The 26,088-nt window shown below is 53.8% G+C and carries 24 protein-coding genes; 9 read left to right on the forward strand and 15 right to left on the reverse strand.

Translation table 11 applies throughout. From position 1 onward, the window contains the following. Window positions 1-52 precede the first annotated feature (52 nt). The 4 genes from ACQ0PY_RS06045 to xseB are packed head-to-tail and all read right to left on the reverse strand — an operon-like array spanning window position 53 to window position 4,116. Window positions 53-1,027, reverse strand: a complete 975-nt coding sequence (locus ACQ0PY_RS06045; RefSeq protein ID WP_054176075.1) for an aldo/keto reductase — start codon at window positions 1,025-1,027, stop codon at window positions 53-55. Between the two features lie 56 nt (window positions 1,028-1,083). Further along, window positions 1,084-2,946 (reverse strand): 1-deoxy-D-xylulose-5-phosphate synthase, encoded by a 1,863-nt coding sequence (dxs, locus tag ACQ0PY_RS06050; RefSeq protein ID WP_109739944.1) that lies wholly within the window; start codon window positions 2,944-2,946, stop codon window positions 1,084-1,086. Between the two features lie 27 nt (window positions 2,947-2,973). Further along, window positions 2,974-3,873 carry a (2E,6E)-farnesyl diphosphate synthase gene (gene ispA / locus ACQ0PY_RS06055; protein WP_043001594.1) on the reverse strand — a complete coding sequence of 300 codons (900 nt, stop codon included), beginning with the start codon at window positions 3,871-3,873 and terminating at the stop codon, window positions 2,974-2,976. Beyond that, a complete protein-coding gene (gene xseB, locus ACQ0PY_RS06060) occupies window positions 3,874-4,116 on the reverse strand; it encodes an exodeoxyribonuclease VII small subunit (RefSeq protein WP_042324547.1) in 243 nt (80 codons plus the stop codon). It lies immediately after the preceding gene. 320 nt (window positions 4,117-4,436) lie between these two features. Between xseB and thiI the strand changes: the two genes are divergently transcribed. After that, window positions 4,437-5,885 carry a tRNA uracil 4-sulfurtransferase ThiI gene (thiI, locus tag ACQ0PY_RS06065; RefSeq protein WP_109739945.1) on the forward strand — a complete coding sequence of 483 codons (1,449 nt, stop codon included), beginning with the start codon at window positions 4,437-4,439 and terminating at the stop codon, window positions 5,883-5,885. Between the two features lie 36 nt (window positions 5,886-5,921). Here thiI and ACQ0PY_RS06070 read toward each other — a convergent pair whose 3' ends face one another. Then, the gene (locus ACQ0PY_RS06070) at window positions 5,922-6,617 is read right to left on the reverse strand and encodes an IclR family transcriptional regulator (protein WP_044267669.1); all 696 of its coding nucleotides are present in this window, start codon (window positions 6,615-6,617) and stop codon (window positions 5,922-5,924) included. Window positions 6,618-6,787: 170 nt separating this feature from the next. On the opposite strand from ACQ0PY_RS06070, the gene ACQ0PY_RS06075 reads away from it, so the two are divergent. Genes ACQ0PY_RS06075 through ACQ0PY_RS06085 form a run of 3 tightly spaced genes read left to right on the forward strand, consistent with a single transcriptional unit; the run spans window position 6,788 to window position 10,470 of the window. After that, window positions 6,788-9,121 carry a molybdopterin-containing oxidoreductase family protein gene (locus ACQ0PY_RS06075; RefSeq protein WP_043001591.1) on the forward strand — a complete coding sequence of 778 codons (2,334 nt, stop codon included), beginning with the start codon at window positions 6,788-6,790 and terminating at the stop codon, window positions 9,119-9,121. Between the two features lie 4 nt (window positions 9,122-9,125). Further along, complete coding sequence (locus ACQ0PY_RS06080; RefSeq protein ID WP_044327297.1) at window positions 9,126-9,671, forward strand: 4Fe-4S dicluster domain-containing protein; 546 nt, start codon at window positions 9,126-9,128, stop codon at window positions 9,669-9,671. Between the two features lie 10 nt (window positions 9,672-9,681). Continuing rightward, window positions 9,682-10,470 (forward strand): dimethyl sulfoxide reductase anchor subunit family protein, encoded by a 789-nt coding sequence (locus ACQ0PY_RS06085; protein ID WP_109739946.1) that lies wholly within the window; start codon window positions 9,682-9,684, stop codon window positions 10,468-10,470. A gap of 75 nt (window positions 10,471-10,545) precedes the next feature. On the opposite strand, the gene yajL is transcribed toward ACQ0PY_RS06085, so the two are convergent. Next, window positions 10,546-11,136, reverse strand: a complete 591-nt coding sequence (gene yajL, locus ACQ0PY_RS06090) for a protein deglycase YajL (protein ID WP_109739947.1) — start codon at window positions 11,134-11,136, stop codon at window positions 10,546-10,548. Beyond that, the gene (gene panE, locus ACQ0PY_RS06095; RefSeq protein ID WP_109739948.1) at window positions 11,099-12,010 is read right to left on the reverse strand and encodes a 2-dehydropantoate 2-reductase; all 912 of its coding nucleotides are present in this window, start codon (window positions 12,008-12,010) and stop codon (window positions 11,099-11,101) included. Before panE ends, yajL begins: the two co-directional genes overlap by 38 nt. Window positions 12,011-12,123: 113 nt before the next feature. Here panE and ACQ0PY_RS06100 point away from each other — a divergent pair, with 113 nt between their 5' ends. After that, a complete protein-coding gene (locus tag ACQ0PY_RS06100; RefSeq protein ID WP_043001587.1) occupies window positions 12,124-12,615 on the forward strand; it encodes a YajQ family cyclic di-GMP-binding protein in 492 nt (163 codons plus the stop codon). 36 nt (window positions 12,616-12,651) lie between these two features. Here the strand turns inward: ACQ0PY_RS06100 and ACQ0PY_RS06105 are convergent, their stop codons facing one another. The 8 genes from ACQ0PY_RS06105 to ACQ0PY_RS06140 all read right to left on the reverse strand — a co-directional run bounded on the left by ACQ0PY_RS06105 (window position 12,652) and on the right by ACQ0PY_RS06140 (window position 21,518). Beyond that, the gene (locus tag ACQ0PY_RS06105; protein ID WP_109739949.1) at window positions 12,652-14,016 is read right to left on the reverse strand and encodes an MFS transporter; all 1,365 of its coding nucleotides are present in this window, start codon (window positions 14,014-14,016) and stop codon (window positions 12,652-12,654) included. A gap of 148 nt (window positions 14,017-14,164) precedes the next feature. Then, window positions 14,165-15,055, reverse strand: coding sequence for a heme o synthase (gene cyoE, locus ACQ0PY_RS06110; protein WP_080343218.1), 891 nt, complete (start codon window positions 15,053-15,055; stop codon window positions 14,165-14,167). 11 nt (window positions 15,056-15,066) lie between these two features. After that, window positions 15,067-15,396: a cytochrome o ubiquinol oxidase subunit IV gene (locus tag ACQ0PY_RS06115; RefSeq protein ID WP_043001584.1), complete on the reverse strand. Its 330-nt coding sequence runs from the start codon at window positions 15,394-15,396 to the stop codon at window positions 15,067-15,069. Further along, window positions 15,396-16,010, reverse strand: a complete 615-nt coding sequence (locus tag ACQ0PY_RS06120; RefSeq protein WP_043001583.1) for a cytochrome o ubiquinol oxidase subunit III — start codon at window positions 16,008-16,010, stop codon at window positions 15,396-15,398. The genes ACQ0PY_RS06115 and ACQ0PY_RS06120 overlap by 1 nt, the downstream gene beginning before the upstream one ends. Then, window positions 16,000-17,991 (reverse strand): cytochrome o ubiquinol oxidase subunit I, encoded by a 1,992-nt coding sequence (gene cyoB, locus ACQ0PY_RS06125; protein WP_043001582.1) that lies wholly within the window; start codon window positions 17,989-17,991, stop codon window positions 16,000-16,002. Before cyoB ends, ACQ0PY_RS06120 begins: the two co-directional genes overlap by 11 nt. Window positions 17,992-18,002: 11 nt before the next feature. Continuing rightward, window positions 18,003-18,959: a cytochrome o ubiquinol oxidase subunit II gene (gene cyoA / locus ACQ0PY_RS06130; RefSeq protein WP_043001581.1), complete on the reverse strand. Its 957-nt coding sequence runs from the start codon at window positions 18,957-18,959 to the stop codon at window positions 18,003-18,005. Between the two features lie 457 nt (window positions 18,960-19,416). Next, a complete protein-coding gene (gene ampG, locus ACQ0PY_RS06135) occupies window positions 19,417-20,892 on the reverse strand; it encodes a muropeptide MFS transporter AmpG (RefSeq protein ID WP_043002002.1) in 1,476 nt (491 codons plus the stop codon). A gap of 47 nt (window positions 20,893-20,939) precedes the next feature. Further along, the gene (locus ACQ0PY_RS06140; protein WP_043001580.1) at window positions 20,940-21,518 is read right to left on the reverse strand and encodes a lipoprotein; all 579 of its coding nucleotides are present in this window, start codon (window positions 21,516-21,518) and stop codon (window positions 20,940-20,942) included. 307 nt (window positions 21,519-21,825) lie between these two features. Between ACQ0PY_RS06140 and bolA the strand changes: the two genes are divergently transcribed. The 4 genes from bolA to clpX all read left to right on the forward strand — a co-directional run bounded on the left by bolA (window position 21,826) and on the right by clpX (window position 26,054). Then, window positions 21,826-22,143 (forward strand): transcriptional regulator BolA, encoded by a 318-nt coding sequence (bolA, locus tag ACQ0PY_RS06145; RefSeq protein ID WP_042324511.1) that lies wholly within the window; start codon window positions 21,826-21,828, stop codon window positions 22,141-22,143. 341 nt (window positions 22,144-22,484) lie between these two features. Beyond that, window positions 22,485-23,783, forward strand: coding sequence for a trigger factor (gene tig / locus ACQ0PY_RS06150; RefSeq protein ID WP_043001579.1), 1,299 nt, complete (start codon window positions 22,485-22,487; stop codon window positions 23,781-23,783). A 245-nt stretch (window positions 23,784-24,028) separates the two neighbouring features. Next, a complete protein-coding gene (gene clpP / locus ACQ0PY_RS06155) occupies window positions 24,029-24,652 on the forward strand; it encodes an ATP-dependent Clp endopeptidase proteolytic subunit ClpP (RefSeq protein WP_002891804.1) in 624 nt (207 codons plus the stop codon). A gap of 127 nt (window positions 24,653-24,779) precedes the next feature. Then, window positions 24,780-26,054, forward strand: coding sequence for an ATP-dependent protease ATP-binding subunit ClpX (gene clpX, locus ACQ0PY_RS06160; RefSeq protein ID WP_042324505.1), 1,275 nt, complete (start codon window positions 24,780-24,782; stop codon window positions 26,052-26,054). Window positions 26,055-26,088 lie beyond the last annotated feature (34 nt).

A 26,088-nucleotide genomic window follows, 5' to 3' on the forward strand; every position in this document is an offset into this window, starting at 1 on the left:
AGGGATCGTGTGCGTAGACCCGATAAGCAAAGCGCCATCGGGCAATGTGAGGCTATTTAAATCCGGCGATCGGATGCGGTTTATACGGTGTTTCCAGCTCGGCGATGTGCTCGGGTTTCAGCGTGAGATCCACGGCGTTCAACAACTCATCAAGCTGTTCTTCCCGCGATGAGCCGATAATCGGCGCGGCAATCCCTGGTTTGCTTAACAGCCACGCCAGCGCCACCTGGGCACGCGTTGCGCCAAGCTCTTCGCTCACGCCGGCCAGCCGGGCGGCAATTTGCGCATCATTTTCGTCGCTTTCGCTATACAGCTTTTTCCCCACTTCGTCAGAAACCAGGCGCGCCGTGGTTTCTCCCCACGGACGCGTCAGACGCCCGCGGGCCAGCGGGCTCCACGGGATCACCGCCACACCTTCCTGATAGCACAGCGGCAGCATTTCGCGTTCTTCCTCGCGGTAGATGAGGTTGTAGTGGTCCTGCATACTGACAAACTGCGCCCAGCCGTGCTGTCTTTGCAGCGCCAGCGCCTGGGCAAACTGCGACGCATGCATTGATGACGCGCCGATATAACGCGCTTTGCCGGCCTTGACCACATCGTTTAACGCTTCGAGCGTCTCTTCAATCGGCGTGTTGTAATCCCAGCGGTGAATTTGCAGGATATCGACGTAGTCCATCCCCAGCCGTCTCAGACTGTCATCAATAGAACGCAGGATTTGCGCGCGGGATAATCCTTCCGGCAGGTCATCCACCCGATTAAACACTTTGGTGGCGACCACCACCTCATCACGACGGGCGAAATCGCGCAGTGCGCGACCGACAATCTCTTCACTGCTGCCGGCTGAATAGTTGTTCGAGGTATCGAAAAAGTTGATGCCGCCCTCAAGGGCGCGCTGGATGATAGGGCGACTGCTCTCTTCGGGAAGCGTCCAGGCGTGGTTTCCACGATTCGGCTCGCCGAACGTCATGCAGCCCAGACAAAGGCGGGAAACCCGGAGGTCCGTTTTTCCTAAGATGTTGTATTGCATTATTTCGCTCCTGTTATGCTCGTTATTCAGTAAGCATAGCAGGAGCGAAGTGGCGATTATGCCAACCAGGCCTTGATTTTGGCCTCAATGCCTGCGGCATCCAGACCCAACCCGGCACGGGCTTCATCCTGAGTTCCTTGCGGAATGAAGAAGTCCGGCAGGCCAATATTCAGGACAGGAACCGGTTTGCGGTGCGCCATCAGCACTTCGTTCACGCCGCTACCGGCCCCGCCCATAATGGCGTTTTCTTCCAGCGTCACCAGCACCTCATGACACGCCGCCATTTCAAGGATCAGGGCTTCATCCAGCGGTTTCACAAAGCGCATGTCGACCAGTGTGGCGTTGAGGGATTCCGCGACTTTCGCCGCATCTGGCATCAGCGTACCGAAGTTGAGGATCGCCAGCTTTTCGCCGCGACGCTTCACCACGCCTTTTCCGATCGGTAGTTTTTCCAGCGGTCTCAGCTCAACGCCGACGGCATTTCCGCGTGGATAGCGCACCGCCGTTGGGCCATCGCTGTAGTGATAACCGGTAAACAGCATCTGGCGGCATTCGTTTTCATCGCTCGGGGTCATGATGACCATGTCCGGGATGCAGCGCAGATAGGAGAGATCGAACGCCCCCTGGTGCGTTTGTCCGTCAGCCCCGACAATCCCCGCACGATCAATCGCAAACATGACCGGTAGCTTTTGGATCGCCACATCATGAATCACCTGATCGTATGCGCGTTGCAGGAACGTTGAGTAGATAGCGACAACCGGCTTGTAACCGCCAATCGCCAGTCCGGCAGCGAAGGTCACCGCGTGCTGCTCGGCAATCGCCACGTCAAAGTAGCGGTCCGGGAATTTACGCGAGAATTCGACCATGCCGGATCCTTCGCGCATGGCTGGGGTGATCGCCATCAGCTTACTGTCTTTGGCCGCCGTTTCGCACAACCAGTCGCCGAAGATTTTCGAATAGCTCGGCAGACCGCCGCTGCTTTTCGGCAGACAACCGCTGGACGGATCGAATTTCGGTACGGCGTGGAAAGTAATGGGGTCTTTTTCCGCCGGCTCATAACCCCGACCTTTCTTGGTCATGATATGCAGGAACTGCGGACCTTTCAGGTCGCGCATGTTTTTCAGCGTGGTGATAAGTCCCAGGACATCGTGACCGTCGACCGGGCCGATGTAGTTAAAGCCCAGTTCTTCAAACAGCGTGCCGGGCACGACCATGCCTTTAATATGTTCTTCGGTGCGTTTGAGCAGTTCTTTAATCGGCGGTACGCCAGAGAATACTTTTTTTCCGCCTTCGCGCAGGGAAGAGTAAAGTTTACCGGAGAGCAACTGCGCGAGGTGATTGTTCAGCGCGCCGACGTTCTCGGAAATCGACATTTCGTTGTCGTTGAGGATGACCAGCATGTCGGGTTTGATATCGCCCGCATGGTTCATCGCCTCGAATGCCATCCCGGCGGTAATCGCCCCGTCGCCAATCACGCAGACGGTACGGCGATCTTTACCCTCTTTTTCCGCAGCAACCGCCACGCCGATGCCTGCGCTGATCGAGGTGGAGGAGTGACCCACGCTCAGGACGTCGTATTCACTTTCACCGCGCCACGGGAACGGGTGCAGGCCGCCTTTCTGGCGGATAGTGCCAATTTTATCGCGACGACCGGTCAAAATCTTGTGCGGATAAGCCTGATGACCCACGTCCCAGATGAGCTGGTCAAACGGGGTGTTATAGACATAGTGTAGCGCCACAGTCAGCTCGACCGTGCCCAGCCCGGAGGCGAAGTGTCCGCTGGAACGACTGACGCTGTCGAGTAAATAGCGGCGCAGTTCGTCGCAGAGTTTCGGCAGACTCTCTTTTGGTAGCAGTCGTAACTCCTGGGTGGAGTCGACCAGTGCCAGGGTAGGGTATTTGGCGATATCAAAACTCATCAGAGGCCTTTAAGTAAGACAGAGTGTTTATTTATTACGCTGGATTATGTAGTCCGCTAGCGCTTCCAGTGCCGAGGTATCGAGTGACTGTGCGGCCAGTTGGTTTAGCGACTGGCGAGCCTCTGCGATTAAATCCCGGGCTTTATTCCGGGCTTGCTCAAGGCCCAGAAGTGCAGGATAGGTACTTTTGCCAAGCTGCTGATCGGCGCCCTGACGTTTACCCAACGTTGCAGTATCGCCCACCACATCCAGAATGTCATCCTGAACCTGGAATGCCAGACCGATACTTTCTGCGTATTTGTCGAGTATTGGCAGTGCATTTCTGCCTTTTTCTCCGGCACTTAACGCCCCCAGGCGAACCGCGGCGCGAATCAACGCGCCCGTCTTATGACGATGGATTTTCTCCAGCGCCTCCAGCGGCACCTGTTTACCTTCGGCGTCGAGATCCAGCGCCTGACCACCGCACATTCCGGCGATGCCACTGGCGCTCGCCAGCTCGGAAATCATTGCGATTCGATCGCGGTCAGCAACTTCCGGCATCGGGGCGTCGCTGATAATCGAGAATGCCAGCGTTTGCAGGGCATCACCCGCCAGAATCGCATTGGCCTCGCCAAACTTGACGTGACAGGTCGGCAGGCCGCGACGCAGATCGTCATCGTCCATTGCAGGCAGATCGTCATGGATCAGCGAGTAAGCATGAATGCACTCAACGGCGGCTGCCGGGGCATCCAGCGTGTTCAGGCTGATACCAAACATCTGACCGGTGGCATACACCAGAAACGGACGCAGACGTTTACCGCCTAATAATGCGCCATACTGCATGGTTTCGACCACGGGAGTGTTCTGAAAGGGCAGTGGGGCAATAAAACGGCTCAGCGCCTGGTTGGCCTGCTCGACGCAGGCCTGAAGCTGCTGCGAAAAATCCATTTACTCGTTATCCGCTGTAAAAGGCGTAGGGGATGCGTCTTCATTGTCAGACAGCAGAATTTGCACACGCTGTTCAGCCTGTTGCAATTTCACCTGACCCTGACGTGCCAGCTGCACGCCACGTTCGAATTCGTTCAGCGCCTCTTCCAGCGGCAGATCGCCACTTTCCAGACGCGTTACAATTTGCTCCAGCTCGTTCAGCGACGTTTCAAAGCTGACCGGCGCCTCATTTTTCTTCGCCATAATAAATGTCGGACTCTCAGTATTTTCAGCCCTGATATGGTAACGGACTCAGAGCAATTATCAAATTTACCCACCCAACTTCAGGCTGCATGTACGTTGGCCGCATTCGCTCACTCCAGCCGCTTACGTGTTTAGCGCCAGGGGATATTCCCCTTTGCCGCCCGCCTGCAACTTGAATTATTGAGGGTATAACGCGCAATGTGCACAGGAATCGCGTGATAGTGGTATACTTCCGCGCCTGGATGCAGCCGCTTAACGGGGTTGCTGTACTATTTCTCCACGACAAGCCGTAACTGGCTTGCTAAAGAACCATTGCCGCCATGAAGTTTATCATTAAATTGTTCCCGGAAATCACCATCAAAAGCCAATCTGTGCGTTTGCGCTTTATAAAAATGCTGACCGGGAACATTCGTAACGTTTTAAAGCACTATGATGAGACCCTCGCCGTGGTCCGTCACTGGGATAACATCGAAGTTCGCGCGAAAGATGAAAACCAGCGTCTGGCGATCCGCGACGCGCTGACCCGTATCCCGGGGATTCACCACATTCTCGAAGTTGAAGACGTGCCGTTTACCGATATGCACGATATTTTCGAGAAGGCGCTGGTGCAGTACCGCGATCAACTGGAAGGCAAAACCTTCTGCGTGCGCGTTAAACGTCGCGGTAAACACGAGTTTAGCTCTATTGACGTGGAACGTTACGTAGGCGGCGGTTTAAATCAGCATATTGAATCGGCGCGCGTGAAGCTGACCAATCCAGACGTTACTGTGCATCTGGAAGTGGAAGATGATCGTCTGTTGCTGATCAAAGGCCGTTACGAAGGGATCGGCGGTTTCCCGATCGGGACCCAGGAAGACGTACTGTCGCTGATCTCCGGCGGCTTCGACTCCGGCGTTTCCAGCTATATGCTGATGCGTCGTGGCTGCCGCGTTCACTACTGTTTCTTTAACCTCGGCGGCGCGGCCCATGAAATCGGCGTTCGTCAGGTGGCGCACTATCTGTGGAACCGCTTCGGCAGTTCGCATCGCGTGCGTTTTGTCGCTATCAACTTTGAACCGGTGGTCGGCGAGATCCTCGAGAAAGTGGATGACGGCCAGATGGGCGTGGTACTGAAACGTATGATGGTTCGTGCGGCGTCGAAAGTGGCGGAGCGCTATGGCGTGCAGGCGCTGGTCACCGGCGAAGCGCTGGGACAGGTCTCCAGCCAGACGCTGACCAACCTGCGTCTGATCGATAACGTCTCCGATACGCTGATTCTGCGTCCGCTGATCTCTTACGATAAAGAGCACATCATCAATCTGGCGCGCCAGATTGGGACTGAAGATTTTGCCCGCACCATGCCGGAATACTGCGGCGTGATTTCAAAAAGCCCAACGGTGAAAGCCATCAAGGCGAAGATTGAAGCGGAAGAACAGAACTTTGACTTCGGCATCCTCGACAAAGTGGTCGAAGAAGCCAGTAATATCGATATTCGCGACATCGCGCAGCAGACCCAGCAGGACGTGGTGGAAGTTGAAACCGTCAGCGGTTTTGGCCCGAACGACGTGATTCTTGATATCCGCTCCATCGACGAGCAGGACGATAAGCCGCTGAAGGTAGAAGGTGTCGATGTGGTTTCACTGCCGTTCTACAAGCTGAGCACTCAATTCGGCGATCTCGACCAGAATAAAACCTGGCTGTTGTGGTGCGAGCGCGGCGTGATGAGTCGTCTGCAGGCGCTGTATCTGCGCGAACAGGGCTTTGAGAATGTGAAGGTGTATCGCCCGTAATCGCGATTTTCCCCGGCCATCCGCGCCGGGGGAATCTTACTCCTGCAGATGAAGCGCTTCGACGCTTCTCACTAACTGCCCGGCAATCTGCGGCATGTCGTCTGCACTGAAGAACCCCATCGTCACGGCAATCGCCACCAGCTCTCCCTTTTCATTCCGTAGCGGACAGGCAATCGACTGTGCGCCAGGGATCCCCTGTGTCGGATGGTGACGCACCGCGTAGCCCCGAGAGCGTATCTGCTCGATCAGTTGTGCCTGCGCCTGGTTTTGCGGCTGATAAGTGGAATAACTCATGAATACCTGACCCGCTGAACTGGCGTGAAGCGGAACGGGCGTGTTGGGTAGAAAATCGATATCTACATTACGGAAGCTGCGATTGTAGTGCTTCAGCACTAATCCGCCGTCCGTCTCAACCACCACGCCGGTAGAGTGGTTAAAGGTATCGCGAAACGCGATCAGCGCCGTATTGAGTTCACTCACCGGATCGCGTGCTGCCGTTGGATTACCCGCCATCTGAAGAAGGGTTGACCCCAGGCAGTAAAGTCCTTTTTCGTTTTGCCCCAGCATACCGGTTCGACAGAGTGAGACCAGGTACTTGTGTAAACGACTTTTCGACAGATTGCATCCCGTGGCGATATCGATGGCCCGTGTCTGGCCGTTTTGACTGGCAACAAACGCCAGAATATTGACGGCGATATCAACCGAATTGACCCCTTGCGATGTTTCAGCCATATGCGTTCTCTTTTTTGATTCTTCGCGAGTATACCATCGCGGCTGAAATCAGTACTGCCTTCGCAATTTAAAAAGCGCACTACGCCTAAATGGTTAGATGTTGACCTGGGTCAGGTTAATTACTGGTGAACCTGGGTTAACTAATAATGAACTATTTTAGAGGCAAGAACATGGACGCATTGAGCAATATCCGCTTAAAAAGAAGAACCCTGTTAAAAGGGTTCGGTGTGGTGGGGTTATCTTCATTAGCACCGACGTTTCTGACGCTACGTCAGGCTAACGGTGCGCCTTTACCCCGATTTCGTCTTAAGCAATCGGACTACCAGACGTTCCGCTCGACCTGTGCGATGGAATGTTTGCACTGCAACCTGACGGCGTACGTCTGGAAAGACCGGTTAATGAAAATTGAAGCGACGAAAGGCTTCAATGTGAAGTGCTGTTTACGGGGAATTAGCCGTACCAAATGGGTCTATCACCCATTACGGCTGACGCAGCCATTGTTGCGGACGGGAGAAAAAGGCGAGGGGAAATTTAAACCGATCACCTGGGACGCCGCGCTGGATCTCATTGAAAAGAACATCCGGGAGACCATTGCCACTGAGGGCAATAAAGGGTTACTGCTCACTGCCGCTTCCGGGAACATGGACTCCATCAAGAACGATATGGCCAAAGCCTTTTTCGATTATCTTGGTGGCAGTACCAAAACCGCGGGGTCGCTCTGTTGCGCGGCGGTCACTGCGGCGATGATGCCGATGGTTGGCCTGCGCTATGCCGATACCCGCGATACCATTGCAGACAGCCGCTACATTTTGTGTTGGGGGAATAACCCGGCGGTCACCATGCATGCCTATTTTAAAAACTACTCACAGGCGCAGAGAAACGGCGCACGGTTGGTGGTGATCGATCCGCGATTTAACGAAACGGCGGCCAAAGCCGACGAATGGGTGCCGATCGTGCCGGGTACGGATATCGCCCTGGCATTAGGGATGATTAACATCATCATGCAGGAGAAACGCTATGACGCGGATTTCCTGCGCGCGCATACCGGTGCGGTTTATCTGGTGGATCCGCAGCAGCAACTGATGCGTGCCGACCCAAATGACGCGGACAGCTATCTGGTGTTTGATACCCAGAGTCAGACCCTGAAACGCCATGATGCGCCCGGCGTAATACCCGCATTGCTCAGCGAGGAATTACCTGCCAACAGTGAATTCACCACCGTGCTGGATAACGTCTGGGCGCAGGCAAAACCCTGGACAGCACAGAGAGTGGAGGAGGAGACTGACGTGCCCGCGCAGACGGTGCTCCGTCTGGCACGAGATTACGCTGCAACGCAACCGGCGATGATTGTTCAGAACATGTCGGGGGCACAGAGAACCGAGTTTGGGACTTACGTCGCTGCCAGCCAGTTCTATCTGGCGTTGATCACCGGCAATATCGGCAAAGCCGGGGCGGGGGTCTGCGATGCGGGTGGCGTCAGACAGATGGCAAAATTCTCGCCCATCGTTCCTCCGGCGCCAAATGCGGCCAAAATTCCCGCCATTCCTATTCCTAAAATTGGTGACTGGGTCGTTAATGAAAAACCGCATGCGATTAAGTTCTGGTGGAATATGACGCTGGGTGCGATGACCCAGTTACCCAACACCAACCAGGTCAGAGAGGCCTTTAAAAAGGTACCGTTTGTGGTAGTAGCCGACAATCTGATGAGTTCGTCTGCGCTGTACGCCGATCTGGTGCTCCCCGTCACGACCATTTTTGAGGATGTCAGCCTTATGGCGGGCGTGCGCAGTCACTATGTGCAACTGATGGAGAAGGCCGTGGAGCCGCCGGGAGAAGCCAAACCCGATTACTGGATTTTTGCCCGGCTGGCCGAACGCTTTGGTTTTGGCGAGGTTTTTAACCAGCCTATTGAGCACTATATCGACACCTGTCTGAAAGGCTCGGGCATTACCCGCGACATGCTGAAAAAGGGACCGGTATGTCCCGTCGAAGATGACTGGATCCCGTTTAAAGACGGCCAGTTCCTCACCTCGACCGGCAAAGCGCATCTGTACATTGAGGAGTGGGCGAAGAAAGATTTCCTGCCGGTGGTGACCTGGAAGCAGGTGAAAGAATCGGTTAAAGGATCGCCTGAACTGGCTCAAACCTACCCGCTAATGGCGGTGCAGCGCAAACTGGCGCGCAGCGTGCACTCCAGCCACGGGATGAATGAGTGGATCCTGGAGGTTCAGCGTAACCGCCCGAATGTGATGATCCACCCGGAAGATGCCCGTCAGCGAAAGATTCAGTCCGGAGAGTGGGTCGTGGTGTTCAATCACCGCGGTCAGCATCGGGCGATTGCCGACGTGACCACCCATATCAAACGCGGAGTGGTGAGTCTGGATAACGGCTGGTGGGAGCAGCAGGGCGGAAGCAGTAGCCATGTGACTAACGATCAGGTGGAAGTGTTGGGCAATGGACACTGTTGCAACAGTACGCTCGTCGATGTGAGAAGGGAGGCTTAATTGCATGAAACAGTATGGATTTCTTATTGATATGCAAAATTGCTACGGTTGTAAAACCTGTAGCATGGCCTGCAAATCAGAAAACATGACGCCGATGGGCGTTCTCTGGCGTCGGGTTCGTGAACGCCATACGGATGAACCCAATACGCAAGCCTTCATCAGTATGTCGTGCAACCACTGCGATGACCCGCAATGCATGAAAGTCTGCCCGGCGGGGACGTACAGCAAACGCGCCGACGGCATTGTCGTGCAGGATCACGATCGCTGCATTGGCTGCCGGATGTGCATCATGGCCTGTCCGTGGAGTGCGCCGGTGTACGATCCCGCAGAAGGGAAAACCAGTAAGTGCAATCTGTGTGCTGAACGTCTCGATGAAGGATTGCAGCCGCGCTGCGTAGAATCCTGTCCGGCAGGCGTATTACGTTTTGGCGAGATCGCTGAGCTGCGTAAGGAGCATACGACGCCATGGGCGGTGCTGGAAAAACGCTACAACCTGCCCGATCACACGATTAGCCAGCCTAATATTGTCATTATTCCGCCGCGGGATTAAGGAGAACAACATGGAACAGTATGAATTGCCGTTGGTCTTCTTCACCGTCTTTGCTCAGTGGGGGACTGGCGGGGTACTGGCGCTGACGCTATGCCAGGCTTTCAGCACACAGAAATTCAGCGCAATGCAGTGTCGTACGCTGGCGCTTCGGTTCTGGATCATTACCGTGCTGGGGTCCTGTGCGTCGCTGGCGCATCTGGGCGCGCCTGAAGGTGCTTACCGCTCTCTGACTGGACTGGGAAGCTCCTGGCTCAGTCGGGAAGTGGCCGCGTTTATTGTGCTCAATGGCGTGATGTTTTGCTGGCTACTGCTGTGCTGGTTCAGGCCTGCGCCGCGCGGAGTGACGCTGCTGGGCGGTGTGACGGCACTGGTGGGATTGGGCACTATTCTGGTGACGTCGCAGGTCTATTACCAGATGCCGTTACACCCGCTCTGGCACAACGCTGCGACGCCTGCCGCTTTCCTGGGAACGGCGTTGCTGACGGGGTTTATGAGTGTCGCCATTGCCAGAGCGTACTGGCACCTTTCACCTTCTACGGTCTGTAATGCGGGGATTGTGACTGGCATTGTACTGAGTGCAGGCGCACTGGGCCTTCGTTATCAGGTTCCGGGCGCCGATGCATCCAGCCCTCTGCTCTGGTGGCAGCTGTTCGCCAGCGTGTGCGTCGCGGTGTGGGGAATATCACGTCTGAACAGCGGGATGCGCAGTTGGCTATGGGTGGCACTCATCATCACGGGAGAACTGGCCGGTAGAATGCTGTTTTACAGCAATGTCATGAGTTCCGCGCCCTGGTTTTGAATGATTGGTCTCCAGGCCGGATGGCGATGCTAAAGCGTCTTATCCGGCCTGGAGACTGACGCGCGTGGCGTCATCTTACTCGTAGTAATTATAAATACCTGCCGCCATCACCAGTTGTGATGCGACTTCATGGGCTTTTTCACGCCCAACCAACAGGTCGATAATCTTTAAGCCAAAATCGATTGAGGTTCCCGGGGCCTGGCTGGTAAGTAATTTGACCCGCGGGTCCCACACCACGCGTTTATCCTGCCATTGTTCTGCGGGTATTTTATCTTTCAGCGCCGGGTAACCGGTCATATTGCCGATGGGAAAAATGTCATGCGGAACGAGTACGGTAGCGGCTGCCGCGCAAATGGCGGCGACAATCCGTCCGGAACGGTGAAACTGTTTAACGGTTTCAACCAGCAGCGTGCTGTCGCGAAAACACTCGGCGCCCTTAATGCCGCCCGGCAGGACGATGATGTCGTAGTCGCCATCGGCCACGGCAACCAGCGGCGCATCCGCCAGCAGTTTTACGCCGCGTGAACAGACAATGGTCAGACTGCCGTCGCTGGCGACGCTCGCGGTGGTGACGTTGATTCCACCACGAACCAGCAGGTCGATAGTGGTAACCGCTTCGGTTTCTTCACTACCAGGGGCGAGGCATACCAGTGCCGATGTGCTCATACTCACTCTCCTTACGTTTTACTAACTCAAACAGGCGGCTGTTTTCCGGCACCGCAATCCCGTGGGCACGGGCGCGTTTCAACAGATAGCCGGTAATGTAGTCTATCTCGGTATGACGCATGGCCCGGATATCCTGCAGCATAGACGAGATGTTTTCTGCTGTGCTGTCAATAACTTGCTCGACATAATAGCGTAAGTCGTCCACCGAGGTATGGTGACCTTCGCGCTCAATGACCGCCGCGACTTCCTGGCAAATTAGATTGACCTCTTCAGGATGGTTGCGCAGTTCGCCATTCGGGCAGTTCCACAGCGCGGTCAGGGGATTGATCACACAGTTCACCGCCAGCTTGCGCCACATCTCGGCGCGAATATTATTATGCCAGGCGACGTCAGGCAGCACACATTGCAGCAAATCGGCAAGATAGCTGAAATCGCCATCCTGCTCGCGCGCCGGACCGATACGCGTGGTGCCGTTCGCGACGTGGATAATGACGTTGCCATCGCGACGTGCAGCGTGGGTGGTCGTTCCCATCAGCAAGGGTTGGTGGATAGCGTGCAATTCTTCAATCGTTCCCATGCCGTTATGGATCAACAGAATGGGCGTCATTTCCGACAGCGTTGACGCCAGCGCTTTGACCGCGTCGGAGACCTGCCACGCTTTGAGCGTCACCAATAGCAAATCGCTGGTGGCTAAAAACTCCGGATCGTTTGCCGTCAGGGATTCGTTAAATATCGCCCCGTCCGTCTCAATCACATTCACGCTGCAATAGGGCTGCGGAACGCGCAGCCAACCTTGTACTTCATGTCCCTGTTTGCACAGCGCCGAAAGCCATAACTGTCCTAAGGCTCCGCATCCCAGTACGGTAATTTTCATTCTTCCTCCTCACCCGCAACAGCACCAGGTGTTTGCTAACATAGTATAGCGCTGTCTGTTGAGTCACTTTGCAGGTATTATGCTTCGCATCAAAAATGAAGGGAGAGGAAAAGATGCCATCTTTCGATATTGTGTCTGAAGTTGATCTTCAGGAAGCTCGTAACGGCGTAGATAACGCCATTCGGGAAGTTGAGTCACGTTTTGATTTTCGCGGCGTTGAAGCGACCATTGAGCTCAATGATGCCAATAAAACCATCAAGGTGCTGAGCGAATCCGATTTCCAGGTCAACCAGTTGCTGGATATTCTGCGTGCCAAGTTGCTTAAGCGCGGCATTGAAGGGGCATCGCTTGATGTACCGGAAGAGTTCGTACACAGCGGGAAAACCTGGTTTGTCGAAGCGAAGCTGAAGCAGGGCATCGAGAGCGCCGTGCAGAAGAAGATCGTTAAGCTGATTAAAGACAGCAAGCTGAAGGTGCAGGCGCAGATTCAGGGCGAAGAGATTCGCGTGACCGGGAAATCCCGCGATGACCTCCAGTCCGTGATGGCGCTGGTGCGCGGCGGCGATTTGGGACAGCCGTTCCAGTTTAAAAACTTCCGCGATTAATCTTTAACGGTCCGGCTTTCCGGACCGTTTTCTTTTTTACGCCTGGCTGATGGTCTGTTCAACCTCAAAGCGGTTGGTCACTTTGCTGTCGATCTTCACATAGGCGGAATGTTCCTGCTGTGCAATCAACACTTCACTGACGCCTTCTGTTGCCAGTAAACGCTGCTTCAGCACGTCATCGGCTGCAATCTCCGGTGGAATGACCACCCGCAGGCTGCTGACATACGGCGGCTCTTTCATGGTGCTGGCGACGGCAAGCCAGACAACGGCTAAAAACGCTCCGGCAAGGAAAACCGTTTGACCGTCAAACATCCCATCGACCCAACCGCCCAGTGACCCGCCCAGCGCGACGCCGAGGAACTGGCTGGTGGAATACACGCCCATCGCCGTGCCTTTATAGCCCGCCGGAGACTCTTTGCTGATGAGCGAAGGGAGGAGGGCTTCCATCAGATTGAAGGCGAGGAAGAACAATTGCACACCGATAATCAGTTCCCAGAAATGGCTGCCCGCGCCCCAGAGAACAATCTCGGCAATCACAATCAGCGCGACGCAAAACAGGAACACCCGTTTCATCCGCCGCTTCACTTCGGCGTAGATAATAAACGGGACGACCGAGCCAAACGAAATCAGCATCGTCACCAGATACACTTTCCAGTGTTCCGCTGCGGGTAGCCCGGCATCAGCCAACTGGCCGGGTAGGGCAACGAAGGTGGACATCAGCAGAATGTGCAGACACATGATGCCAAAGTTGAGTTTCAGCAGTTTCGGTTCCGCCAGCACTTTGCTGAAGCTGCCTTTCACCATTCCTGATTCGCGATTGAGCACGTGGTTGTCACTGTCTGGCACCACCCACAGCGTCAGGACGATCCCAAGCGTCGCCAGGACGGCGATCATCCAGAAGAGGGCGTTGAGACCCAGGGCGTGGGTGATGATTGGCCCAAGCACCATGGCGATCGCGAAGGTGATGCCAAAGCTTACGCCAATAAACGCCATCGCTTTCGTGCGGTTTTGCTCGCGGGTTAAATCTGACAGCAGCGCCATCACCGCGGCGGCAATCGCGCCCGAACCTTGTAACGCGCGGCCAAGAATAATGCCCCAGATGGAGTCTGACAGCGCGGCGATAATACTGCCGAGAATAAACACCGCTAACCCGCCGACAATCAGCGGCTTACGACCGATACGGTCGGAAAGCAGTCCGAAGGGGATCTGAAAAATAGCCTGCGCCAGACCATAGATGCCGATGGCGAGTCCAATCAAGGCTTCACTGGCGCCCTGTAGCGCCATACCGTATGTGGTCAGAACCGGCAGGACCATAAACATGCCAAGCATGCGCAGCGAAAATACGGTCCCTAAACCCCAGGTGGCGCGCAATTCACCCGGCGTCATTTTATAATCGTTCATTCCCACCTCTGTCTCAATTTCGCGCCTAGTGTAAAGCGCTAAGCAGGCGGGGTAAACATGAGGTTATTGAGTAAATATTACCGGAAGAGAGATTTGTGACAGAAATAGAAAAGGGTGCCGAAGCACCCTTTTAATACCGTTATCTGGCTTACCAGACGTAGGTCAGCAGATTGTGTGAATCCGGCACCATAAAGTCGACGGACATCATCACGGAGAGCGCGGTAATGGCGATGATGGAGAAACCGAACAGCTTGCGCGCCCAGACTCTGTCATCTTCCACTTTGTAACCGCGCAGCGCCATGCCTAACCACCAGACGCTCACCGCTGCCGCCACCACCAGATATTTATATCCGGCATAGCCGCCCAGAGAGAGCATCAGCGTCGCGATGGCAAATGCGATGATGTACAGCGTAATGTGGTTCTTGGCGACGGAAATGCCTTTCACCACCGGCAGAACCGGGATGTTAGCCGCCTGATAATCCTTAAAGCGGAAAATCGCGATGGCATAGGAGTGCGGCATCTGCCACAGGCTGAAAATCGCCAGCAGAATCAGCGCGCCGCTGTCGAACTCTCCGGTGACTGCGCAGTAGCCGATCACCGGCGGCGCCGCGCCGGAGAGAGAGCCGATCAGCGTCCCGTAGACCGAGTGGCGTTTCATATACAGGCTGTAAACGCCCACATAAACCACAAAGCCCATCACCCCCAGCCAGCAGGCCAGAGGGTTCGCGCCAAACCACAGCAGCATGAAGCCAGCAATACCCAGCAGGGTGGCGTACACCAGCGAGACTTTAGGAGAGATCAGGCCTCTTACCAGCACCCGATTCTTGGTCCTTTCCATCTTTCTGTCGATATCCCTGTCGATGTAGTTGTTAAATACACAACCCGACGCCACAACCAGTGACACTCCGACCAACGTGTAGATGAACAGGGGATAGTCGATGCTGCCCTTGGAGGCCAGCAGGAACCCCCCGATCACCGAGATCAGGTTGCCAAAGATGATGCCTGGTTTCGTTACTTGCAGGTATTGCTTAAACATCATAACCGCCGCTCTTAGTGCATCATCATATTGTAGTTGAGGTTCCACATGATCCAGATGGAACCGACAACCAGGATGGCGATGATCAGCACGGTAAAGACAAAAGCCGTCATGTTCCAGCCTTCATCAGATTTGGTGTTCATGTGCAGGAAGCACACCAGATGCACCAGAATCTGCACCACTGCCATTGCCAGGATAGTCCCCAGAATTACGGCCGGAGAGGCAGCACCTGTCATTACCATCCAGAACGGAATGACCGTCAGGATGACCGACAGGATAAATCCTGTCATGTAGGTTTTTACGCTGCCATGGGACGCGCCGCTGTTCACGTTAGAATGACTCATTACATCGCCCCCATCAGATAAACAACAGTGAACACACAGATCCACACCACGTCCAGGAAGTGCCAGAACAGGCTCAGGCACATGATGCGGGTGCGGTTGGTGCTGGTCAGGCCGCGACGGGCGATCTGTACCATCAGCACGGCCATCCAGATAAGACCGGACGTCACGTGCAGACCGTGGGTGCCGACCAGCGCGAAGAACGCAGAGAGGAAGCCGCTGCGATCCGGGCCCATACCGTTAACAATCAGATGATGGAATTCATAGATTTCCATCCCGATGAAGCCGGCACCAAACAAGAAGGTCAACGCCAGCCAGGAAACCACCTGGCTCTTGTTGTTCTTGTGCATGGCGATCGCCGCCATGCCATAGGTAATGGAGCTGAACAACAGCAAGAAAGTTTCAACCAGAACGAACGGCAGTTCGAAAATGTCCTTACCTGTCGGGCCACCTGCGGTGCCGTTCACCAGAACGGCATAGGTAGCAAACAGAATAGAGAACAGAATGCAGTCGCTCATCAGGTAGATCCAAAATCCGAAGATTTTGTTCTGGCCTGCATCGTGGTGCCCGTGTTCGTGCGCGTGGGCAGTCGCGTGCGCTAAAGTATCAGTTGCCATTTTTCAGCCCTGCCTTAGTAATCTCATCGAAATGCTGGTTTTCCAGTTTTTCGATTTCCGGGACCGGCACGTAGTAGTCCACATCTTCATCAAAGCTTTTCACAATCCAGCTGATGATCATGCCTGCGAAGCTTGCAATAGCCAGCCACCAGATATGCCAGATCATGGCGAAACCAAACAGCGTCGCGAAGGCGGTAATGACGATACCGGCACCGCTATTCTTCGGCATATGAATCTCTTCATAGTGCGCAGGCTGCTTGTACGCTTCACCTTTTTCTTTCATTTCCCAGAAGGCATCACGCTCATGAACGTGCGGCACAACGGCAAAGTTATAGAACGGAGGCGGAGAAGACGTTGCCCATTCCAGCGTACGGCCACCCCATGGGTCACCGGTCAGATCACGATTCTGTTCGCGGTCGCGAATAGAAACATACATCTGAATGAACTGGCACAGGATACCCACTGCAATCAGCGCGGCGCCACAGGCAGCAACAACCAGCATCGGATGGAACTGAGGGTCAATCTGCTGGCTGAGACGACGAGTCATCCCCATAAAGCCCAGCACATACAGCGGCATGAAAGCAACGAAGAAGCCGATGATCCAGAACCAGAATGCGCGTTTACCCCAGGTTTCGTTCAGCGTGAAGCCAAACGCTTTTGGCCACCAGTAGGTCATACCCGCGAAGCAACCAAATACGACGCCGCCGATAATAACGTTATGGAAGTGCGCAATCAGGAACAGACTGTTGTGCAGTACAAAGTCCGCGCCCGGGACCGCCAGCAGTACGCCGGTCATCCCGCCGACTGAGAAGGTCACGATAAAGCCAATCGTCCACAGCATTGCTGAGTGGAATACGATACGGCCCTGATACATGGTGAACAGCCAGTTGAAGATCTTCACCCCGGTCGGGATGGCGATAATCATGGTGGTAATACCGAAGAAGGCGTTAACGTTCGCACCGGCACCCATGGTAAAGAAGTGGTGCAGCCAGACGATGAACGACAATACGGTAATACACACGGTTGCCCACACCAGCGAGGTGTAACCAAACAGACGTTTACGTGAGAAGGTCGCGGCGATTTCCGAGAACACCCCGAATACCGGCAGAATCAGAATGTACACTTCCGGATGGCCCCAGGCCCAAATCAGGTTGATGTACATCATCATGTTGCCGCCCATATCGTTGGTAAAGAAATGGGTGCCCAGATAACGATCCAGGGTAAGCAACGCGACGGTAACCGTCAGAATCGGGAAGGAGGCGATAATCAGGATGTTTGCGCATAGCGATGCCCAGGTAAAGACCGGCATCTTGAACATGGTCATGCCTGGCGCGCGCATCTTAATGATAGTCACAAAGAAGTTGATACCGGTCAGGGTTGTACCAATACCGGACAACTGGACTGCCCATATCCAATAGTCGACCCCGACGCTTGGACTGTACTCAATTCCCGAGAGCGGCGGGTACGCCAGCCAACCGGTCTGCGCGAATTCACCCACACCCAGAGACAGGTTAACCAGGATAACGCCGACAACGGTGAACCAGAAGCTCAGGTTGTTCAGGAACGGGAACGCAACGTCACGCGCACCAATCTGCAGTGGAACCACCAGGTTCATCAGACCGATAACAAATGGCATTGCCACGAAGAAGATCATGATCACGCCGTGAGCCGTGAATATCTGATCGTAGTGGTGAGGCGGCAGGAAGCCCGCTTCACCTGCAGACGCCAGCGCTTGCTGACTACGCATCATGATGGCGTCAGCAAAGCCACGAACCAACATGACGATAGCGACGATGACATACATGATGCCAAGGCGTTTGTGGTCAACCGAAGTTAGCCACTCTTTCCACAGGTAGGTCCACTTACCAAAGTAAGTAATCAGGCCAAGTAAAGCCGCACCACCGATGATAATAGCAGCGATCGTAACCATGACGATGGGTTCATGGAACGGAACTGCATCCAGTGTCAATTTTCCGAACATCGTATTCTTCCTCAGCCCCTTGAGTTGGCGGCTTCCGCGTGGCTCATGTCCATGCCTTCCATTCCTTCGTGCGAGCTGTGCTCACCTTCCGGTTGGGTCATGTCCATGCTCTGACCGTGAGCCATAAATTTGTTAATCACGTCTTTAAACAAATCGGGTTTCACGTTGGAGAAGTATTCCACCTGGTTGTATTCGCTTGGCACAGCCACTTTCTCGAACGCAGCCATGTCGCTCATGGTGTTCGGTGACTGTTTCGCTTTAGCAACCCATTGGTCGAATGCGGCGCGGTCCTCTGTTGCGATAGCCTTGAACTTCATACCGGAGAAGCCAGGTCCGCTATAGCTTGCGGAGATACCGTCATAGGTACCGGCTTCATTGGCGATCAGATGCAGGCGAGTCTGCATACCGGCCATGGCATAAATCTGGCTGCCCAGACGTGGGATGAAGAAGGAGTTCATCACGGAGTTAGAGGTCACTTTGAAGTACACCGGAGTGTTCGCCGGGAAGGCGATTTCATTCACGGTAGCAATGCCCTGTTCCGGGTAGATGAAGAACCATTTCCAGTCCATGGAAACCACTTCGATGGTAATGGGCTTCTCGTCATGCGCCAGCGGCTTGCTTGGCTCAAGAGCGTGAGTGGTTTTCCAGGTCAGCACGGCAAGGAAAATGATGATTAAGATAGGAACCGTCCAGACCACCGCTTCCACTTTATTGGAGTGTGACCAGTTCGGGCTATACTTCGCATCTTTATTGCTTGCACGGTACTTCCAGGCAAAACCTACAGCCATCAAGATTGCAGGAATAACGACGATCAACATCAGGCCAAATGCCGTCAGTATCAGCGAACGTTGCTCCAGTCCAATCTGTCCTTTGGGATCTAACAGCGCAGAATTACAGCCACTGAGTAATGCAGTGCCTGCAATTAATGACAACCATCCCAAACTTTTATTGTATTTCCTGAGTCTCATTTAACGACCTCAATTCCACGGGACCGGGTGGCGTTTAAAGTGTGTGGGCATTTTACGGGAAGGTTACATTACTGTAAACATCATTGGATCTGTGTTACCGGGTTCTGCCGCACGTGTCACATATGTTGCAAGATATGTCGTTTCAGCATTAAGAACCTGTTGCAACATCACGTTATAACGAAAGGGGACTTCAGGGAGGCGACGCGAGGGTAATTGGTATAACCAATGTAAAAATAAAACAATTGGTTAACAAGTGATTATCAATAAAGAGACAAATAAAATACAAAAAATAAATGTGTTTCGGCTGAATCGAGTAAGGAAAATAAAACCTATAAAAGGCGTCAATAATTTCCAGATTCTATTGCGCACAAAACAACAAATATTAATTTTTTCAGTTGTTGTTTATTTAGCCGATATAATTACGCAAGGTGATTACAACGGCTAAATAAAGGGGCGCTTACACCAGCCGCGTTTTGCGTAGCGCCAGATAGTCGAGCAAGCCGCCAAACACGATGCCGAAAATGGCGATAGTCACTGCGACTTCCAGCAGTCCGGCGAGGAAGGAGAAGTTAGTGAACGCCAGCGCGTTCAGCGACAGCAACAGCAGCCAGACGGCAAGCAACACGCATCCCGCCATCAAAATCCATAACGCCAGACGGTAGGCCGAACGGAATTCTGTTCGCGGCAGGAAACTTTCGCTCTGTCGCGTGTACTCCAGCGTTTGCCGACACACCAGCAGCAATATCAGGCCCGGAACGGCGGCCACGACGGAGAAAAGATAAAACGTCGACCAGCCATGCGCCTCGACAAACCAACCGGCAACCGGGCCAACATAGACGCGCCCCACGGCAGAAAGCGCTGACAGCAGGGCAAACTGGGTGGCGGAAAATGACTTATTACACAGCGTCATCAGTAGCGCGACGAACGCTGACGTCCCCATTCCCCCGCACAGGTTCTCGAAAAACACCGCCGCAGCCATGCTGAACATGTGCTTGTCGGTCACCGACAGGAGCCAGTATCCGGCGTTAGAGACGCCCTGCAGAATGCCGAAAATCAGTAAAGCGCGAAACAGCGTCAGCCGTTGCATCAACACCCCGCCGTACAGCGCGCCAATAATCGTGGCGATAAGCCCCAGCGTTTTATTGACGACGCCCACTTCTCCGGCGTCAAAGCCCACACCACGAATCAAAAAGGTGGTGGTCAGGCTCATGGCGAAGGCATCACCCAGCTTATAAAGGATGATGAGCAGCAAAATCAGCCAGGCGTTGTTACGTCCGAAGAAATCGCGTAGCGGGGCTGCGACTGCCTGCTCCAGCGTTTTTGGCACCGGAATGCTGTCGGTCGGTTCGGGGGCGAGCAGAGTGGAAATAATACAAGGGATCAGTAATGCTGCCATCAGCCAGTACATGCCTTGCCAGCCGAGCCAGCGGTCGGCCATCCACAGCGCCAGTCCACCGGACACCAGCATGCCGAGGCGATAGCCGAGCACGCTGATTGCCGCACCGGTTCCGCGCTCTTCTGCGGCTAAGACGTCCGTTTTCCAGGCGTCAAACACAATATCTTGCGACGCTGAACAAAAGGCGATCACTACCGCCAGCGCCGCCATCCATCGCAACTGGCTACCGGGCTCCAGAAAACCCATCGCAGCGATGGAGACCAGCAACAAACATTGCGTCGTCAGCAACCAGCCACGACGACGACCTAAAAAGGGCGGTGTGTAGCGGTCCATGACCGGAGACCAGAGAAATTTAAAGACGTAAGCCTGACCGACCAGCGAAAAGAAACCGATGGTTTTCAGGTCGATATTCTCGACGGTCATCCATGCCTGAAGCGTACCGGAGGTCAACGCGAGCGGCAGGCCGGAGGCAAAACCTAACATCAGCAAAATGGCTGATTTCGGTTGTTGAAAAATGCGTAAGTAGTGACTAGGCATGGGCATATAAAGCTGACCCGGCGCGGAGCCGGGTCAGGGGGCAGAAATTAACGAGCGTTCTGTTTGATGAAGTCGTGGACGCTAGTGTCCTGAGACATATCAGTAATCGTATCGGTCAGCACGCTGTTAACCGCGTTGGCGATATTCTTGTTGGTCGCCTGGAACGCGCCTTCAACGGAGTAGCTGGCGCGGTAGTTTTTGGTCATCTTGTTGCCGTTGGCCGCCGTCGCGATGATCGCGATATCGGCCTTGGTGGCAATGTTATAACGCACGTTGCCCTGAGACACATCCGCGTATAGCTGGTTAACAATGATCTGCAGGTTCACCGCACCGTTCGGGCCAACCATATAACCGCGCGAGGTCATCTGTTTTTCCAGCACTTCTTGTAACAGGAAGCGCAGATCGCGGGAGGCCGTCAGTGTCACCAACTGATTGTCGCGGGTCACTTTCGCCAGCGCCTGGTCCGGACGCTGATCGGCGCCGTTGATGCTAACGGTCACGCCCATCAGGCTAGGATCCTGTTGCGGGAGCGTGATTTTAGGCGAAACGTCAATCGTGGTTGGTGGTGTCGCACAGCCCGCCAGCATGAAAAGCGCGATTAACGGGAAGAGGATTTTTTTTAACATGTTCGTGCTCTCAGTAACTCTTAATCATATGGATAGAGAAAAATTCCCGCCATCATAACATCGCCAACGGCGAGGGGAAGTGGGTAACGCATGTAAATTCATCATGTTGTCGGAATAATGAAGTTATAGAGACCAAATTGGGCATTTATGCCATCCCCCAACGGGTTGAATCAGTAAACTTCATCGCGTTGATGGCGAAAATCAGACGAAGGCTAAATTTTTGTTGTAATGGCGCAATGGAACCGGTAAAAGCGGCTAATATTTAAAGGGATGGGTGACATCTCAGCGCCGTTTGAGGAGATATATCATGATGATACGTGAGCAAATAGAAGAAAAATTAAGGGCAGCGTTCCAACCCGTGTTCCTCGAGGTCGTGGATGAAAGCTATCGTCATAATGTCCCGGCTGGCTCAGAAAGCCACTTTAAGGTCGTTCTGGTTAGCGATCGCTTTACCGGCGAGCGTTTTTTGAATCGTCATCGGATGATCTACGGTACATTAACCGCAGAACTGTCTACGACGGTTCACGCGCTGGCTCTGCATACTTATACCATCAAAGAGTGGGAAGGGTTGCAGGATACGATCTTTGCGTCACCTCCCTGTCGTGGTGCGGGAAGCATCGCGTAAAAACGCATTTGCAACTGCTGGCGTTTTTCCAGTATGTTGCTAAAGATTATGTGAAAACGGCCTGCGGGCCGTTTTGTTTTGTCTGAATTTTGCACGAGTCAAACCCTTTTCAGGGCAAGAATAGCCGGGAATTGTGAAAAATGCCGCAGCAACGCGTAATAACCGTTCTCGACTCATAAAAGTGATGCCGCTATAATGCCGCGTCTTATTTGAATGTCTTCGGGATGATTCTGACGACAGGGAATGTGATTGATTAAGAGAACATCCCGGTTCCGCGAAGCTAATAATCTGTGCTTGCGGAGTAGAGTTGACCGAGCACTGTGATTTTTTGAGGTAACAAGATGCAAGTTTCAGTTGAAACCACTCAAGGCCTTGGCCGCCGTGTAACGATTACTATCGCTGCTGACAGCATCGAGACCGCTGTTAAAAGCGAGCTGGTCAACGTAGCGAAGAAAGTGCGTATTGACGGCTTCCGTAAAGGCAAAGTACCGATGAATGTTGTTGCTCAGCGTTATGGCGCGTCCGTTCGCCAGGACGTTCTGGGTGACCTGATGAGCCGCAACTTCGTTGATGCCATCATCAAAGAAAAAATCAATCCGGCTGGCGCACCGAACTACGTTCCGGGCGAATACAAACTGGGTGAAGATTTCACCTACGCGGTAGAATTCGAAGTCTATCCGGAAGTTGAACTGACCGGCCTGGACACAATCGAAGTTGAAAAACCGGTTGTTGAAGTCACCGATGCGGATGTTGACGTGATGCTGGATACCCTGCGCAAACAGCAGGCGACCTGGAAAGATAAAGACGGCGCTGCGGATGCAGAAGACCGCGTCACCCTCGACTTCACCGGTTCTGTAGACGGCGAAGAGTTCGAAGGCGGTAAAGCGTCTGATTTCGTACTGGCGATGGGCCAGGGTCGTATGATCCCGGGCTTTGAAGACGGTATCAAAGGTCACAAAGCGGGCGAAGAGTTCACCATCGACGTGACTTTCCCGGAAGACTACCACGCTGAAAACCTGAAAGGTAAAGCGGCGAAATTCGCCATCAACCTGAAGAAAGTGGAAGAGCGTGAGCTGCCGGAACTGACTGAAGAATTCATCAAACGTTTTGGCGTTGAAGATGGTTCCGTTGCCGGTCTGCGTACTGAAGTCCGTAAAAACATGGAACGCGAGCTGAAAGGCGCGGTGCGTAACCGTGTTAAATCTCAGGCAATCGACGGTCTGGTGAAAGCGAACGACATCGACGTTCCTGCTGCACTGATTGACAGCGAAATCGACGTTCTGCGTCGTCAGGCTGCTCAGCGTTTCGGTGGTAACGAGAAACAAGCGCTGGAACTGCCGCGTGAACTGTTCGAAGAACAGGCTAAGCGTCGCGTAGTTGTGGGTCTGCTGCTGGGCGAAGTGATTCGTACCAATGAACTGAAAGCGGATGAAGATCGCGTGAAGGGCCTGATCGAAGAGATGGCTTCTGCTTACGAAGATCCGAAAGAAGTGATCGAGTTCTACAGCAAAAATAAAGAGCTGATGGACAACATGCGTAACGTCGCTCTGGAAGAGCAGGCGGTTGAAGCGGTTCTGGCGAAAGCCAAAGTGACTGAAAAAGCCACGACCTTCAATGAGCTGATGAACCAGCAGGCGTAATTCCGCTTAAACGCGCGAATTTCGCTCAAAGGCCCGTCACCGTCAGGTGGCGGGCCTTTTTTTTGTCATGACTTTTGCATGGAAGCGTGCGAAAAAGCCCTTTTCGGTGTTAGCGTTCAGGCAAAAGATTGTTATGCTTGAATTATGGCGATGCCGTACCCATAACAGAGGGACTAGCTGATAATCCGTCCATAAGGTTACAATCGGTACAGCAGGTTTTTTCATTTTTTATCCAGGAGACGGAAATGTCATACAGCGGCGAACGAGATAACTTTGCACCCCATATGGCGCTGGTGCCGATGGTCATTGAACAGACCTCACGTGGTGAGCGCTCTTTTGATATCTACTCTCGTCTACTTAAGGAACGTGTCATTTTTCTGACCGGCCAGGTCGAAGATCATATGGCTAACCTGATTGTGGCGCAGATGCTGTTCCTGGAAGCCGAAAACCCGGAAAAAGATATCTACCTGTACATTAACTCTCCGGGCGGCGTAATTACCGCAGGCATGTCGATTTATGACACCATGCAGTTTATTAAGCCAGACGTCAGCACCATTTGTATGGGCCAGGCGGCCTCAATGGGCGCGTTCTTGCTGACGGCCGGGGCGAAAGGTAAACGTTTCTGCCTGCCGAACTCCCGCGTAATGATTCATCAGCCGTTGGGCGGTTACCAGGGCCAGGCAACGGATATTGAAATTCACGCCCGTGAAATCCTGAAAGTTAAAGGGCGCATGAACGAACTAATGGCACACCATACGGGTCAATCTCTTGAGCAGATTGAGCGTGATACTGAGCGCGATCGCTTCCTCTCTGCCGCTGAGGCAGTTGAGTATGGCTTAGTCGACTCGATTTTGACCCATCGTAATTGATGCCCGGGGCGCAACTCTGCCGCTATACTTACCAGGGGCGGCACAACGCGACAAAGCGAGTTGCGCCTGAGAATGGCATTTTGCGTCGTCGTGTGCGGCACAAAGAACAAAGAAGAGGTTTTGACTCATGACAGATAAACGCAAAGATGGCTCGGGCAAATTGTTGTACTGCTCTTTTTGCGGCAAAAGCCAGCATGAAGTGCGTAAGCTCATCGCCGGTCCATCCGTGTATATCTGCGATGAATGTGTCGATCTGTGTAACGACATCATTCGCGAAGAGATTAAGGAAGTAGCACCGCATCGTGAACGCAGTGCGCTGCCGACGCCACACGAAATTCGTAACCATCTTGACGATTACGTCATCGGTCAGGAACAGGCCAAGAAAGTGCTGGCGGTCGCGGTATACAACCACTACAAACGTCTGCGCAACGGCGACACCAGTAATGGCGTCGAGTTGGGCAAAAGTAATATTCTGCTGATCGGTCCGACCGGCTCCGGTAAAACGCTGTTGGCGGAAACGCTGGCGCGCCTGCTGGATGTTCCGTTCACGATGGCGGATGCCACCACGCTGACCGAAGCGGGTTACGTGGGTGAGGACGTTGAGAACATCATCCAGAAACTGTTGCAGAAGTGCGACTACGATGTGCAGAAAGCGCAGCGTGGTATTGTCTATATCGATGAAATTGACAAGATTTCCCGTAAGTCTGACAACCCGTCGATCACCCGTGACGTTTCCGGTGAAGGCGTACAGCAGGCGCTGCTGAAACTGATCGAAGGGACGGTTGCTGCCGTTCCGCCGCAGGGTGGACGTAAACATCCGCAGCAGGAATTCTTGCAGGTGGATACCTCTAAGATCCTGTTCATCTGTGGCGGTGCGTTTGCTGGCCTGGATAAAGTGATCGCCAACCGCGTTGAAACCGGCTCCGGCATTGGTTTTGGTGCAACGGTGAAAGCGAAATCCGACAAGGCCAGCGAAGGCGAACTGCTCTCGCAGGTTGAGCCGGAAGATTTGATCAAGTTTGGTCTGATTCCTGAGTTTATTGGTCGTCTGCCGGTTGTGGCAACGCTGAGCGAACTGAGCGAAGAAGCGCTGATCCAGATCCTGAAAGAGCCGAAAAACGCGCTGACCAAGCAGTATCAGGCGCTGTTCAATCTGGAAGGCGTTGACCTGGAGTTCCGCGACGAAGCGCTGGATGCGATTGCCCGCAAAGCGATGGCGCGTAAAACCGGTGCCCGTGGTCTGCGTTCCATCGTAGAAGCCGCGCTGCTGGATACCATGTATGATCTGCCTTCGATGGAAGACGTCGAAAAAGTGGTGATTGATGAGTCGGTGATCGGCGGTCAGAGCAAGCCATTACTGATTTACGGCAAGCCGGAAGCCCAGCAGGCATCTGGTGAATAATTAGCCAATCCATACAATCAGTTAATCAAAAAGG

This window comes from Citrobacter sp. LST-B2, assembly GCF_057983045.1.